Source organism: Paenibacillus sp. BR2-3, from assembly GCF_046529485.1.
GTDB lineage: Bacteria > Bacillota > Bacilli > Paenibacillales > Paenibacillaceae > Paenibacillus_AQ.
Window position 1 is genome coordinate 2,473,342 of the sequence record NZ_CP126311.1, and the last position, 14,239, is coordinate 2,487,580.

The following is a 14,239-nucleotide window of genomic DNA, read 5'->3' on the forward strand; positions in this document are numbered from 1 at the left end:
ATAATAGACGCCTCTGAATAAAGAATTCCAGACGGATTGACCGCTTTGTTGGATGGGCTCCGGGTACACTCCAGTAAATTGGAGGGACCGGAGCTTTTTATCGAAAGGAGTAGACTATAAATGGCAAACGTTTTTTTCACCTCAGATCATCATTTTGGTCACAAGCACATTATTGATTTTGAATCACGTCCATTTACAGATGCGCAACAGATGAATGAGTCCATGATTGAAAGCTGGAATGCTGCAGTTGGAAGAGACGATAAAGTTTTTCATTTGGGGGATTTCTCCTTCCTGAACAAAGAAGCGACAAAAGATATTCTAACCCGGCTGAACGGATACAAAATTCTGATTATGGGGAACCATGACCGTGGCCGGAGCCGGATCTGGTGGCTTGATGCGGGTTTTGCCGAAGTGAGTGAGTATCCGCTGATTTATAAGGACTTCTTTTTCCTCTCACATGAGCCAATGTACATGAACAAGCATATGCCATACGTAAATGTGCATGGTCACATCCATGGTCAGAAGTATGAAGGGAAGAATCACTTCAATATTTGTGTTGAGCATTGGGACTATAAGCCGCTGTCCTTTGAGGAGATCAGGGCTGCGGTGGTTGCTAGTGAAGAGGAGTAGCCATCCACATCAAAATCAACCTGAACTTACTCCTCGGCTATCGCCTGGCGGTCCAAATTACGGTATTGGACGGCTTCCGCAATGTGTGCGGAGGTGATATCCGAGGCCCCCTCCAAATCGGCGATCGTACGAGACAGCTTGATAATACGGTCATGTGCCCGCATGCTGAGCCCGAGAGACTCCAAAATATGCTGAAGCATGCCGGCTTCCGGTGTTCCAAGGTTAGCAAAACGCCGGAGAGCCGCGCCTGAGAGCTCACTGTTCCATGAGATGGACAGGTTCTTGTAGCGTTGGGCCTGAATGGTCTGGGCTGCTGTGACGTGAGTCCGCATTTCCGCCGAGGACAGCACGGGCCCTTGGCGATCCAATTCTTTGGGCCGCGGCACGTCAACCTGGAGGTCGATACGATCCAGCAGCGGTCCGGAAATTTTGGCCCGGTATAAGGCGATACGGGCGGGGCTGCAGGTACACCGCTGCTGCGGGTTCCCGCTGCCCAGGAAACCGCAGTGACAAGGATTCATTGAACAAGCAAGCATGAATTGAGCGGGGAAGGTAAAAGCGGCCCGTGCCCTGCTGATCGTCACGACCCCGTCCTCCAGCGGCTGACGCAATACCTCCAGCACGTTGCGCGAGAATTCGGGGAGCTCGTCAAGAAACAGAAGTCCGCGATGCGCCAGGCTGACCTCGCCCGGCTTCGGAATTCCTCCTCCGCCAATAAGTCCGGCGCCCGATATCGTATGATGGGGGGAGCGGAAGGGGCGGCTGCGCAGCAGTCCGCTGTGTGCGTCCTTCAGCTTTCCGGCGGCGCTGAATATTTTGGTGACCTCCAGCGCCTCGCTGTCGGAGAGCGGAGGCAGAATACCGGGAAGCCGCTTAATCAGCATAGTCTTGCCTGTGCCAGGCGGACCGATGAGGAGGATGTTGTGCATCCCTGCAGCAGCTATGGTTAAGGCTCTCTTGACATGGTGCTGTCCTATTACATCGCTGTAGTCCTCCCCTATTTCCGCATCAGGCGTAAGGTTGGCAGAACGGATGGAGACTTGGGGCACATATTTCAAATGTTCTAGGTTTAGCGCCAGGACAGGAGGAAGCTCTTTGGCAGGGGTCGCGAAGCTGGAGGTGACAGGAAAAGGCAAGGAATCAGCAGGGGGGACAGCAGGAGTATCCCCAGCCGCAGCCGAATCTCTATGCCCATCCATGTCGTCCGAAGCCTTCCTCTGCATCTCGGACTCCCCTGTGAGCTGCGCCGGTTCCGGCAGCTCACGTAAATGATCGGCGGCATACACGGTCATGCCGCTGATCAGGGAAGCTTCCGCCGCGTTTCCGCGCGGAAGCAGCACAGCCCGGAAGCCGGCCCGGCGGGCGGCTTCCACCATCGGCAGCACGCCGGTCACCGGCCGCAGGCTGCCGTCCAGGGCAAGCTCCCCGATCAGCAGCATCTCCCCGGCAGAAGGCATGACAAGCTGGCCGCTTGTCGTGAGGATGCCGAGGGCGATGGCCAGATCGAACGCGGAGCCCTCCTTGCGCAGATCCGCCGGCGCAAGGTTTATGGTGATGCGCAGCTGCGGATAGCGGTACCCGCAATTTTTGACAGCAGCGCGCACCCGTTCTACCGCCTCCCGAATGGCGGAGTCGGGCAAACCGATAATATTCGATTGGGGCAGCCCATTCGCCAGATCAATCTCCACACCGATCATTACGCCCTCTATACCATACAGACAGGCGCTGTGCATCTTTCCATACATAACAAAAACACCTCTTCTCTGGGATTACGCCCTTGGCGGGCGTCAAATCTTCAAGATAGGTGCTTCCTTATCTTCCAATATTTATGGTTGCTATATTATTATACAAACGATCGACGGTAATTTACAATACTTATAGGATATGTCGAACAAAAAGGGATGCTGCCGCAAAAGCTCAGCACGCTGTAATTAAAGTAGTATACGTACTTCGGAAGCGGATATATAATTAAATCTGTAATAAAAATAATGTCGGGCGGTGTTTTGTTGTGTCGTGGGAGCCGGTAGGGTTTATTTTTTTCTCAACAATAGAAGGTGTTGCGGTTTTCTCATTAATGATGTCCATTTATCGAATGAAGGCAACGGAATTTATATGGTATGCTTTATTTGTGATTTTGCTAATGAATTTGCAAAGCTTTGTTCTGCGCGAGGAGTTGTCTCTGGCTTTTCTTGTACCTATTATTAACATGCTTCTTTTCATTTTTCTCTTAACGACCGTAATGAGAATTTCATTGGTTTGGTCCTCGATCATCACGATTTCCGGGTATTTTGCATTCGTAGTCATTCAATCCTTAACCTTCAAAATTTTATTCTGGAATCTGACCCTGGCCGAAGTGCAGGGAGATGTAGTAAAGGGTTATATGCTTCAATCCACAAGCGGACTTTTCGGGATTTTATTGGCTTGGTTATTGTATAAGTTTGGTGTCGGGTTTGCGGCCGATTTTGAGAAATTAAGATTTAAGTTCGAGCATGTCATGGTCATTGGATCCATCATAATGACATTGATTATGGCGGCGGTTTTCTTTTTCTATAATGATATTTGGTTGAATGTATCCTATTTTACGGTGGCAGTCCTTTTCTTTTTGTATTACGCACTAAGAAAGGAAAAATGGAATGATTGACATGGTGGCAGCAAAGCTGGCCATGAGAATAAAACGCACCGTACCTGATCATCCGGCTTCGGAAGCGGTTTTGAAATTTGCGTTGGCACTTGTAATTAATGCCCTATTAATCATAATTTTAAGTATTTCCATTTCTCTCTTCACTGGGAGAACTCAAGAGACGATAATTATATTAATATCGTTCGCAATTCTACGGCAACTTTCCGGGGGGCTTCATCTTAAATCCGGCATTTGGTGCGTTATAGGATCTACCGTAATAATAACGATTTTATCTTTGCTGCATCCCACTCACCTCTGGATTCAGATACTTAATGTGACGGGCATGCTGCTGGCACTGATCTATGCGCCCTCAAGGATCGAAAGACAGTCGCGCATACCGTCCAGATATTATCCCTTCTTAAAAGCCTCTTCATTTCTGCTTGTAGCTTCAAATCTTTGGATTCAATCTCCTGTTTTGGCTCTCTCTTTTTTTATGCAATGTATCACATTAATTAAAAAAAGGAGGTGAATAAAAATGCTGAGAAAGAGTATTTACGCGTTGGCAACCGGGCTTTCTCTGTTTGCGGTAATGGTCGTTTCTACAGCCAGCTTTGTATACATCTACCAAGGAGAAACGCCCGAAGAACTACTTAAATAACTGGAGGTGGGACCAGTGGCTACGATTACCGTCACTCGCGATCCCGCAGGGATCTCCGGTATTTTTAGTATTAATGTGGACGAAATATTAATGCTGGAATACTCCAGGAGGGAAGACCGAATTGTGGTTCATACAGAGGATAACTCCTTTTTCACTGTAGGAACTCTAAAATACTGGACCGATGCTTTAAACGGCAGCGGGCACAAATTCGCAATGGTGGACAGAGGTAACTCGCTGAACCTGGAAAAGGTTGTAAGAATTGATGAAACCTTTAATGTAGCATATTTTGAAGATGCAATAGACAGTAATTCCAAACGCTGCATGATTGCCAGACACAGAATTAAAGAGGTTAAGAACGCCTTGGATATCATTAATCCTGCGGTAATAGTCACATATTAAGGGGCTTTCCCATGAGGTAGACTTTCTACGAATTGAGAACAGCCCTTCTCATCTTAAAATGGTAAAAAGGCAGCCAGTTTCCGGTTATGGAGACTGGCTCCTTTTTGTTTCCGGTCGAGCGCAGCTTGTTTCAGCCATATTATGGGCAAGTGAAAGCCACCAGACTTCGAGGGTTGTTGTTGGCATGCCCCGAAGCAGAATCCGTCGTAAACCCCGGTGCCTTCATTCGCTGGAAAAGGAAGCGGTTAGTGGTGCGAGATTTTAGGGATGGTTCCCGCTGAAAGCAGCGGAGAGGACGGAACGATTGCGGAAAAGCGGCAGCGGTCGCCCAAAAGCTTTCCGAAGGAAAGCTCTCTTCTACCCCACCCACTTAAATCCCACTCCACAAAGTGAGGGTGTCCCGGCAGCCATTTCCAGGAGTTTGGAACATCCTCTTTCTTATATTGCACACAATATAATTCAATGCAAATTAAACGATAGTCAAATTATTTCTCGCTATTAACATGAAGTTAATAACGCATTATGATAAAATAAGGCAAGAAGGCAGGTGAAAAAGATATGCAAAAAAAGACTTCAACGCCTGAACTGCTGCTGGAGAATCAACTCTGTTTTACCATATATGCCTGCTCGCGCGAGATCACCAAGCTGTACCAGCCCTATTTGGACAAGATCGGTGTGACCTACTCGCAGTATTTGGTATTGCTGGTGTTATGGGAGAAGCAGCAATGCACTGTAAAAGAAATCGGAGAGGCTTTGTTCCTGGATTCAGGGACTCTTACTCCCTTGCTGAAACGTTTGCAGGCTGCCGGACTGATCCTGCGTGAACGTTCTTTACAGGATGAACGCAAGGTTCTGATCTCTCTGACCGAGCAGGGCTGGGCTTTGCAGGCAGAAGCCGCTTGCATTCCCGGTAAAATGATGGAGGGAACAACCATGTCCGGCGGGGAATTTGAGGATCTGCTCGGGCAGTTCAAGAGCTTGCTGAGCCGGGTGCATGAAGCTAATATAGGCGGTTCTCGGAAATAGTATAACTGGTTGTCAAGGCTATTGATCTCGCTGCGGCATGATACCGTGCGAAAATATGTGTATAAATGATGAAATATTTTAAGGAAAGCGTTTTAAAAACATGTTACAATATTCTGGGTTTCATTATTAGACATATAAAGAAAGTATAGGTTGATTTCATACTTTGCTTCATATGTCGCTCGGAGAAACGATGCCGTCCTTAAAGGGCGGCAAAGCCGTTTCTACTAGTTCCGGGAAAGTGTATATGGTACCGGCCTGGACCCCACTTGCGGCAATCAAAACGGAATGCGGAATGCAGGCAGCCTGCAGGTACCGCAACACTTTAGGAGGCTTCCGGAATGAATATCCACGAGTATCAGGGAAAAGAAGTGCTGAAGAAGTACGGAGTCGCAGTCCCCAACGGGAAAGTGGCCTATACAGTGGAGGAAGCGGTGGAAGCCGCAGAGTCGCTGAAAAGCCCGGTCGTCGTCGTGAAAGCCCAGATTCATGCCGGCGGACGTGGAAAAGCCGGAGGCGTAAAGGTCGCCAAGAATATGGAAGAAGTCCGGAGTTATGCAGGCGAGATCCTTGGCAAAACCCTGATCACACACCAGACAGGACCGGAAGGCAAGGTAGTGAAACGGCTGCTTATTGAAGAGGGCTGTCAGATTGTTAAAGAGTATTACATCGGACTTGTCGTCGACCGGGGCTCCGGCCGGGTCGTAATGATGGCTTCCGAGGAAGGCGGAACTGAGATCGAAGAGGTTGCAGCTACGCATCCGGAGAAAATTTTCAAGGAAATTATTGATCCGGCTGTCGGACTGCAGACGTTCCAGGCCCGCAAGCTTGCGTACAGTATCTCTATTCCTAATGAGCTTGTAGGTAAAGCGGTCAAGTTCATGCAAGCGCTATACTCGGCTTTTATCGATAAAGACTGCTCCATAGCCGAGATTAACCCGCTGGTGGTTACGGCGGACGGAAATATCATGGCGCTGGATGCGAAGCTGAATTTTGATTCCAACGCATTGTTCCGGCATAAAGACATTCAGGAGCTTAGAGATTTCGATGAAGAAGACGAGAAGGAAATTGAAGCCTCAAAGTATGATCTAAGCTACATAGCACTGGACGGCAATATCGGCTGTATGGTGAATGGAGCGGGTCTGGCGATGGCTACAATGGATATTATTAAATATTATGGCGGGGAACCCGCCAACTTCCTGGATGTGGGCGGCGGTGCCACTACAGAGAAGGTTACAGAGGCTTTCAAAATCATTTTATCCGATGCGAAGGTTAACGGAATTTTCGTCAATATATTCGGTGGCATTATGCGTTGTGATGTAATAGCGAACGGTGTTGTGGAAGCGGCAGGACAGCTCGGCTTAACCAAACCGCTGGTTGTCCGGCTTGAAGGAACGAATGTAGAGCTGGGCAAACAGATTCTGGCCGGCTCGGGACTCAACATCGTGCCTGCTGATTCGATGGCTGACGGTGCCCGTAAGATAGTCGCTCTTGTGCAGTAATATAAGGAAGACCGATCTTAGTTATCGTATTTGACAATTTAAGTAGGGATGTGACATAGGCATGAGCATTCTTGTAGATAAAAATACGAAAGTTATCACACAGGGTATAACGGGGTCAACCGGATTATTCCACACTAAGGGTGCGCTGGATTACGGTACACAGATGGTTGGCGGGGTCACTCCGGGCAAAGGCGGTACTTTCGTTAATATCCAGCTGGAGAATGGCGGAGAGGTCAGCCTTCCGGTATTTGATACCGTCGCCGCAGCCAAAGCGGCCACGGGTGCGACCGCCAGTGTAATTTATGTGCCTCCGGCTTATGCTGCCGACTCGATCATGGAAGCAGTGGATGCCGAGCTTGATCTGGTCATTTGTATTACGGAAGGTATTCCTGTATTGGATATGGTTAAGGTGTCACGTTATATGGAAGGACGCTCGACGGTTTTGATCGGGCCTAACTGTCCTGGAGTCATTACACCCGGTGAGTGCAAAATCGGCATTATGCCTGGTTATATCCATATGCCGGGTTATGTAGGCGTTATTTCCCGCAGCGGTACCCTGACATATGAGGCGGTTCATCAGCTGACTACGCGGGGAATCGGCCAGTCCTCTGCTGTGGGTATCGGCGGTGATCCGGTTAAGGGCTCTGAGTTTATCGACATTCTGAAGCTGTTTAACGAAGACCCCGATACCAAAGCGGTAATCATGATCGGAGAAATCGGCGGAACGGCGGAAGAAGAAGCGGCGCTGTGGATCCGTGATAACATGGTTAAACCGGTTGTCGGCTTTATTGGCGGGGCAACGGCGCCTCCCGGCAAGCGGATGGGCCATGCAGGGGCCATTATTTCCGGCGGCAAAGGAACGGCGAGCGAGAAAATCTCTGTCCTTGAGTCCTGCGGCATCAAGGTAGCTCCAACGCCTGCCGAGATGGGGTCCACACTGGTTAGTGTACTTGAAGAGCGCGGCATTTTGAATGTATGCACGACACATTGAAATAACTTTGGATGAAATCCCCACTTTTTGGATTGGCTGGGGTATAATCAATACAAAGGTAAGCAACCTTTTGTTCCTGCCAGGGAATGAAAGGTTGCTTTTTTGCGTTTATGCGCAAAAATGTACACTACACAAAATAAGGAAGGCCTGAGCCTTCCCTTAAAGGGAGAGTATACGAATGTTGGATCGTTATTTATTGTTTGGGCTAAATGAAGTCGAAGGCATCGGCTGGAAGAGTATCTACAGAATATGCAAAGCCGGATTATTATCCGAACGGGCCTTTACATCGAGCGCCGCGGACTGGGAAAATATCGGCTTAAAGGGGAATTTGCCGATGAAGCTTTCCTCTATGTTTACGGAGGACTGGATAAACACTCGTTACTCTTTAATGGAAGAAAGCGGTGTGGCTTTGCTCACAGTGCTGGATAAAGAGTACCCTTCACTCTTGAAGGAAACCGCTCAGCCCCCTTGGGTGATCTATTACCGGGGAAGGCTTGAGCTTATTTCCCGTCCGTCTGTAGCCATGGTAGGTACCCGAGTACCTACTGCCTATGGACGAAAGGTAGGCTCGACCCTGGCGGAAGAACTCAGCGATGCCGGTCTTGCTGTTGTTAGCGGACTTGCGAAGGGAATTGATAGCGTCTGTCATGAAGCTGCACTTGCAAGGCTGGGAGGAACTATCGCCGTTATCGCTACGGGTATGGATAAGGTTTACCCTCCGGAGAACCGGGAGCTGCTGCGGCAGATTGCGCAAGATGGGTTGGTCATATCCGAGTATCCCATTGGCACGAAGAGTCATCCCGGCCTGTTCCCGCAGCGTAACCGGATAATAGCCGGTCTCAGCCTCGGCACCATCGTGGTCGAGGCCGACAGCCGGAGCGGATCGTTGATTACCTCGGATGCTGCCCTGGAGGCGGGGCGGGATGTGTTCGCTGTTCCCGGACCGATTACCTCTCCCAAAAGCCGGGGGGCTTTGGAGCTTATCAAACAAGGGGCGAAGCTGGTAACCTGCAGTGCTGATATTTTGGAAGAATACGCATCCTGCTTGCCAAAAGCAACCCGAAATCTGGAGGAGAACGCCTCAACCGAACGCACTCCGGAAGACTCTTTATTTGAAAAGAAATTGACAAGAGAGGAGTCCCAACTATACCATATACTGCATCAGGGGCCATTTACGCTTGATGAGCTGCTTACGAGGAGCAGGTGGGATTTTGGACATTTGCATTCAGTTCTGTTATCTTTAATCATAAAAAAAGCGGTAACACAATTACCAGGTGCTATTTATAAGGTAATTTAATATAGAAGTTTGAGTGTTGACGAGGAGGACGAATCCGTGGCGGATGCATTGGTCATTGTCGAGTCGCCGGCTAAGGCGAAAACGATCGGCAAATATTTGGGCAGTAAATATATCGTTAAGGCATCAATGGGACATATCAGGGATTTACCTAAAAGCCAGATTGGTGTAGAAGTTGAGAATGATTTCAATCCAAAATATATCACAATTCGCGGTAAAGGCTCCGTGCTGAAAGAATTGAAGGATGCCAGCAAGAAAGTGAAAAAAGTGTATCTGGCAGCTGACCCGGATCGCGAGGGGGAAGCGATTGCCTGGCACCTGGCGCATGCGCTGGATTTGGACAATACCCAGGAGTGCCGGGTTGTTTTTAATGAAATTACCAAGCAGGCTGTTAAGGATGCTTTCAAGACACCCCGCAAAATCAATATGGATCTGGTTAACGCGCAGCAGGCACGGCGGATATTGGACCGGCTTGTTGGCTACAAGATCAGCCCTCTATTATGGAAGAAAGTTAAAAAGGGACTGTCGGCCGGACGCGTTCAATCGGTTGCGGTCAAAATTATTATGGACCGGGAAAATGAAATTTCCGCCTTTGTGCCAACGGAGTATTGGAGTATTACCGCCAAGCTTGGCATTCAAGATTCCGTATTTGAGGCCAAGTTTCATAAACTGAACGGTAACAAAAAAGAGCTTCATCAAGAAAGTGATGTAAAGGAAGTTTTAGAAGCGATTAAGGATTCTGCTTTTAAGGTGAGCGAGGTCAAGGAAAAGGAAAGACAGCGGCATCCTTCCGCACCGTTTACTACGAGTTCTCTTCAACAGGAGGCTGCGCGTAAGCTTGGCTTCCGTGCGGCTAAAACCATGTCCGTAGCACAACAGCTGTACGAGGGCGTCGAGCTGGGTAAAGAGGGCACCGTAGGTTTGATTACGTATATGCGTACGGACTCCACCCGTATTTCTGCAACGGCCCAGGATGAAGCGAAAGAGCTGATTACTGGCAAATACGGAGAGAAGTTTCTGCCGGAAACGCCGCGCCAGTATTCCAAGAAAGCTGCAAATGCCCAGGATGCCCATGAAGCGATCCGGCCGACATCCGTACTTCGCGAGCCTGACATGGTGAAAGAGTTTATGAGCAGGGATCAATTCCGCTTGTATAAGCTTGTATGGGAACGTTTTGTATCCAGCCAGATGGCTTCTGCAGTGCTCGATACGCTGTCAGTGGATATCGCTGCGGGCACAGCCATATTCCGGGCTGTTGGCTCCAAGGTTTCTTTTTCCGGCTTCATGAAGGTTTATGTTGAAGGCAACGATGACGGGACTACGGATGAGGACAAGTACTTGCCTCCGCTGAAAGCCGGGGATGACTTGATCAAGCAGGAAATCGAGCCTAAGCAGCATTTTACACAGCCGCCTCCGCGATATACGGAAGCCAGGTTGGTCAAGACGCTGGAGGAACTGGGTATAGGACGTCCAAGTACGTATGCGCCAACACTGGAAACCATTCAGAAACGCGGCTATGTTGCCATTGAAGAGAAGAAGTTCATGCCTACGGAACTCGGAGAACTGGTTATTGAACAGATGGAGCAGTTCTTTCCGGAGATTCTCAACGTAGAATTTACGGCTAATATGGAAGGCGATCTTGACCATGTGGAAGAGGGAGCCGAGGATTGGGTTAAGGTTCTGGGCGAATTCTATGAGTCTTTCGAGAAACGGCTTGTGTTTGCCGAAGAAGAAATGAAAGAAATTGAGATCGAAGACGAAGTCTCCGATGAGTTTTGTGAAAAATGCGGTAAATCGATGGTTTACAAGCTGGGCCGCTTCGGTAAATTTCTGGCTTGTTCAGGCTTTCCGGATTGCCGGAATACGAAACCTATCGTGAAAGATATTGGTGTCAGCTGTCCTAAATGCCATGAAGGAAAGGTTGTTGAGCGGCGCAGCAAGAAGGGGCGTGTCTTCTACGGCTGTGATCAATACCCCGGCTGTGATTTCGTATCATGGGATAGACCGTCGGCCAAGCCTTGTCCCGCATGCGGCTCATGGATGATTGAGAAACGCAATAAACAGGGAACCAAGCTGCAATGTACGTCGTGCGACCATACAGAAGCCGTCGAGGACAACGAAGAAATAGCGGACTTATAGTCTCTACAGGAGGTAAGTGAAGTTGACGGAAACAGCTAAAGTAACAGTAATCGGTGCAGGGCTGGCCGGCAGTGAAGCGGCTTGGCAAATTGCCTCGCGCGGCGTGCCGGTCAGACTGTACGAAATGCGGCCCGTGGTGAAGACACCGGCCCATCATACCAATCAATTTGCAGAGCTTGTGTGCAGCAACTCGCTGCGGGCGAACGGATTGGGAAATGCGGTAGGCGTTCTAAAGGAAGAAATGCGCAGGCTGAACTCGCTTGTGCTTGGAGCTGCTGACCGCCATGCGGTGCCCGCTGGTGGTGCGCTTGCCGTGGACCGGGACGGTTTTTCCGGTGAAATCACAGCCACCCTGCATAACCATCCCCTAGTGGAAGTCATAAATGAAGAACTTACGCATATACCGGAGGAAGGGATTGTTGTCATCGCTACCGGACCCCTGACCTCTCCTGCTTTGTCTGCTGAAATCAAGGGTCTGCTGGGTGAAGAGTATTTCTACTTCTACGATGCGGCTGCTCCGATTGTCGAGAAGGATTCCATAGATATGAGCAAGGTTTATTTGGCATCACGTTACGATAAAGGTGAAGCCGCTTACCTTAACTGCCCGATGACTGAAGCGGAATTCGATGTATTCTATGATGCGCTCATCTCGGCTGAAGTGGCTGCACTTAAAGATTTCGAGAAGGAGATTTACTTCGAGGGCTGCATGCCTATCGAGATCATGATGAAGCGCGGCAAGCAAACGGCGCTGTTCGGGCCGATGAAACCGGTCGGATTGTTAAATCCCCACACAGGAAAGCTTCCTTATGCTGTTGTTCAGCTGCGTCAGGATAATGCCGCAGGTACACTCTATAATCTGGTGGGCTTCCAGACTCACTTGAAGTGGGGTGAGCAGAAGCGGGTATTTTCCCTTATTCCAGGCCTTGAGAATGCCGAATATGTGCGTTACGGAGTAATGCATCGCAACACATTTATCAACTCCCCGAAGCTGCTTCATCCAACCTATCAAATGAAGGGGCGCGAGCGGCTGTTCTTCGCCGGTCAAATGACGGGGGTAGAGGGTTATGTGGAATCCGCGGCATCGGGTCTAATCACCGGAATTAACGCGGCCAGAGCGGCTCTTGGGGAAGAGGGTCTGGTCTTTCCGGCGGATACGGTCCTCGGAAGCATGCCTGCCTATATTACCTCAGCCGATCCGGAGCATTTCCAGCCGATGAATGCCAACTTTGGCCTGCTGCCGAAGCCGGAGAAGAAAATCCGTAATAAGAAAGAAAAAAATGAGCTTCTCGCACACCGAGCACTTGAGGCTTTGTCCGAATATGCTACCCGTACAGGGCTTGCATATAAAGAGCCGGCAGCCGGGGATCTGAGTTTAATAGCCTCTCGGAATAAGAAACGATTTCAAGAGGTGACTACCGTAAAAACTGAGTAATCGAGCTGTAAAATGTGGAAAGTGAAAACCAGTTTCAAAAAAGGGCAGACTTCGCCCTTGGGATCAGATCATTTTTTAAAAAAAGTTAGGCCAGAAAAGGACGAAAGACGGTTTTCAAAAGATCCCATTCTTCTTTTTGGCTGAGGTACCAGGCGTGCATGTGTTGGCAGATCATAATGCCGTAGATGCGGTTGTACCACATCATCGTGGAAAGGTGCCGACCGGATTCAAGCTTGTAGTCAATCTTCTCGCGCTTGTTGGAACGTTCCACCGAGGTGCGGCGCTTGTAAATGAGCTTCCACTTCTCGGACCCGCGAAGCGTCTTGGGAAACATGCGGAGATTGTCGCGGCTGAACGTGTGGTAGGTTAAGCCATACTTGGCGGACGAACAGCCGCAGGCCGGAGAGCATCTCCACTTCCGACGGTTCTGGGACTTGTCAAAACCGTTGGGTCTCATTTCATTGCCCTTGGGACAAAGGGGAATGCCGGTGGGAGAAATCTTCACTTCGCTGCCCGTTGCCGTATTTTTCGTGCCCCGGGGGTTGAGGTCAATGAACGGCTCGATGTGGTGAGTATCGAGAAGCTTGTAAATCGCTTCGGTGTCGTGAGCGGCATCAAGCAGCATTTTGTCCACCGTGCCCAAGGTGAATCGTTGCTGAAATTCGGTTGTGCTCAGGACCAGGCTAACCCCGTCATGCTGAGAGGCAGATTGGAGTCTGGGATAGAGCGGCAAATCGTGAGGACTATCCGCCGCCGAGATCATGTACAGGTGGTAGCCATTAAAGTATCTTTCGCGTGCGCTGTCCCAGCCGGAGTCGCAGTCGGGCTGGGAATACAGACGAGGATGGTTGCAGACAAGGATACCGCGGGCGCGACAATCGCAAGTCGGTTTGCTGCGGGGATAGACGGAAGTGACGAGCGGTGTGCCATCACCGGCCGTAGTTAGCGCCGAAATGTCCCCGAGCAAACCGAGGCTTGCGGATGTGGAAAGAAACTGAGTTTGGAAAAAGTCAAAGAGACGGTCGGAAGGCAGAACGGGATTCTTCTCGGGATGCGAAAGAATCCACTGAACCAGGCGCTTGATTCTGCCGGGAGTGGCGGTTGGCGCTTTTTCTCCTTTCTTGCCTCTCTTGGTTTTACGCTTGCGTTTGGGTTGGCGCTTAGGTCTCCAGTGGGGAGTAGAGCCGTTCCAAAAGCGGGCTAAAAAGTCGTAAAAAGTACCCACGCCGGGCAGGTCATCTAGAGGAAAGCCACTAAGAATGGCGTAAATGGGCGTACGCTTCATGACGTTAATCCATTCGGTGAGCCCGACCTGGGGGCAGGTCATGAGGAAGAGTAAGTAGGAGCGCAGCATGGAGGCCGGATCGCGAGGCAGAGGTCCCCGTGTAGAATAAGCATCCTGCAAAAAATCCGTAACGGGGGACAAATCGGTCATCCAGAAGATGGCGGCTAGAGGCCAGTCTTTCCGAATGAGAAAGACGTTGCCCTCCTGAAGTTGCCGAAGGACAACATCCTGATACTGGGAATGGGGAACGAGAATCGGTTTCATGA

Annotated in this window: 13 protein-coding genes; 11 read left to right on the forward strand and 2 right to left on the reverse strand. The window is 49.8% G+C overall.

Annotated elements, in window-relative coordinates:
• Positions 1–120: 120 nt before the first annotated feature.
• A complete protein-coding gene (locus PaeBR_RS11810) occupies positions 121–630 on the forward strand; it encodes a phosphoesterase (protein ID WP_410514991.1) in 510 nt (169 codons plus the stop codon).
• Positions 631–656: 26 nt separating this feature from the next.
• Here PaeBR_RS11810 and PaeBR_RS11815 read toward each other — a convergent pair whose 3' ends face one another.
• Positions 657–2,375 (reverse strand): YifB family Mg chelatase-like AAA ATPase, encoded by a 1,719-nt coding sequence (locus PaeBR_RS11815; protein WP_410514992.1) that lies wholly within the window; start codon positions 2,373–2,375, stop codon positions 657–659.
• A gap of 263 nt (positions 2,376–2,638) precedes the next feature.
• Between PaeBR_RS11815 and PaeBR_RS11820 the strand changes: the two genes are divergently transcribed.
• From PaeBR_RS11820 to trmFO, 10 genes are all read left to right on the forward strand, one after another.
• A complete protein-coding gene (locus PaeBR_RS11820) occupies positions 2,639–3,271 on the forward strand; it encodes a hypothetical protein (RefSeq protein WP_410514993.1) in 633 nt (210 codons plus the stop codon).
• Positions 3,264–3,779, forward strand: a complete 516-nt coding sequence (locus PaeBR_RS11825) for an accessory gene regulator B family protein (protein WP_410514994.1) — start codon at positions 3,264–3,266, stop codon at positions 3,777–3,779. The genes PaeBR_RS11820 and PaeBR_RS11825 overlap by 8 nt, the downstream gene beginning before the upstream one ends.
• A 6-nt stretch (positions 3,780–3,785) precedes the next feature.
• The gene (locus PaeBR_RS11830; protein ID WP_410514995.1) at positions 3,786–3,908 is read left to right on the forward strand and encodes a cyclic lactone autoinducer peptide; all 123 of its coding nucleotides are present in this window, start codon (positions 3,786–3,788) and stop codon (positions 3,906–3,908) included.
• Positions 3,909–3,923: 15 nt separating this feature from the next.
• A complete protein-coding gene (locus PaeBR_RS11835; protein ID WP_410514996.1) occupies positions 3,924–4,307 on the forward strand; it encodes a LytTR family DNA-binding domain-containing protein in 384 nt (127 codons plus the stop codon).
• Between the two features lie 558 nt (positions 4,308–4,865).
• Entirely contained in the window at positions 4,866–5,333 is a 468-nt protein-coding gene (locus PaeBR_RS11840; RefSeq protein ID WP_410514997.1) for a MarR family winged helix-turn-helix transcriptional regulator, read from the forward strand.
• Between the two features lie 338 nt (positions 5,334–5,671).
• Entirely contained in the window at positions 5,672–6,832 is a 1,161-nt protein-coding gene (sucC, locus tag PaeBR_RS11845) for an ADP-forming succinate--CoA ligase subunit beta (RefSeq protein ID WP_410514998.1), read from the forward strand.
• 61 nt (positions 6,833–6,893) lie between these two features.
• Positions 6,894–7,823, forward strand: coding sequence for a succinate--CoA ligase subunit alpha (sucD, locus tag PaeBR_RS11850; protein ID WP_410514999.1), 930 nt, complete (start codon positions 6,894–6,896; stop codon positions 7,821–7,823).
• A 178-nt stretch (positions 7,824–8,001) separates the two neighbouring features.
• Positions 8,002–9,120, forward strand: a complete 1,119-nt coding sequence (dprA, locus tag PaeBR_RS11855) for a DNA-processing protein DprA (protein ID WP_410515000.1) — start codon at positions 8,002–8,004, stop codon at positions 9,118–9,120.
• A gap of 36 nt (positions 9,121–9,156) precedes the next feature.
• Positions 9,157–11,256 (forward strand): type I DNA topoisomerase, encoded by a 2,100-nt coding sequence (gene topA / locus PaeBR_RS11860; protein ID WP_410515001.1) that lies wholly within the window; start codon positions 9,157–9,159, stop codon positions 11,254–11,256.
• Between the two features lie 22 nt (positions 11,257–11,278).
• Positions 11,279–12,688, forward strand: coding sequence for an FADH(2)-oxidizing methylenetetrahydrofolate--tRNA-(uracil(54)-C(5))-methyltransferase TrmFO (gene trmFO / locus PaeBR_RS11865; RefSeq protein ID WP_410515002.1), 1,410 nt, complete (start codon positions 11,279–11,281; stop codon positions 12,686–12,688).
• A gap of 85 nt (positions 12,689–12,773) precedes the next feature.
• Here trmFO and PaeBR_RS11870 read toward each other — a convergent pair whose 3' ends face one another.
• Complete coding sequence (locus PaeBR_RS11870) at positions 12,774–14,237, reverse strand: transposase (RefSeq protein ID WP_410511273.1); 1,464 nt, start codon at positions 14,235–14,237, stop codon at positions 12,774–12,776.
• Between the last annotated feature and the right edge of the window lie 2 nt (positions 14,238–14,239).

Bases quoted from the DNA above. Each gene is read 5' to 3' on its own strand.
- PaeBR_RS11815 (WP_410514992.1), bottom strand. From the start codon at position 2,375: ATGTATGGAAAGATGCACAGCGCCTGTCTGTATGGTATAGAGGGCGTA.
- PaeBR_RS11870 (WP_410511273.1), bottom strand. From the start codon at position 14,237: ATGAAACCGATTCTCGTTCCCCATTCCCAGTATCAGGATGTTGTCCTT.
- PaeBR_RS11810 (WP_410514991.1), top strand. From the start codon at position 121: ATGGCAAACGTTTTTTTCACCTCAGATCATCATTTTGGTCACAAGCAC.
- PaeBR_RS11830 (WP_410514995.1), top strand. From the start codon at position 3,786: ATGCTGAGAAAGAGTATTTACGCGTTGGCAACCGGGCTTTCTCTGTTT.
- PaeBR_RS11825 (WP_410514994.1), top strand. From the start codon at position 3,264: ATGATTGACATGGTGGCAGCAAAGCTGGCCATGAGAATAAAACGCACC.
- sucD (WP_410514999.1), top strand. From the start codon at position 6,894: ATGAGCATTCTTGTAGATAAAAATACGAAAGTTATCACACAGGGTATA.
- dprA (WP_410515000.1), top strand. From the start codon at position 8,002: ATGTTGGATCGTTATTTATTGTTTGGGCTAAATGAAGTCGAAGGCATC.
- sucC (WP_410514998.1), top strand. From the start codon at position 5,672: ATGAATATCCACGAGTATCAGGGAAAAGAAGTGCTGAAGAAGTACGGA.
- PaeBR_RS11840 (WP_410514997.1), top strand. From the start codon at position 4,866: ATGCAAAAAAAGACTTCAACGCCTGAACTGCTGCTGGAGAATCAACTC.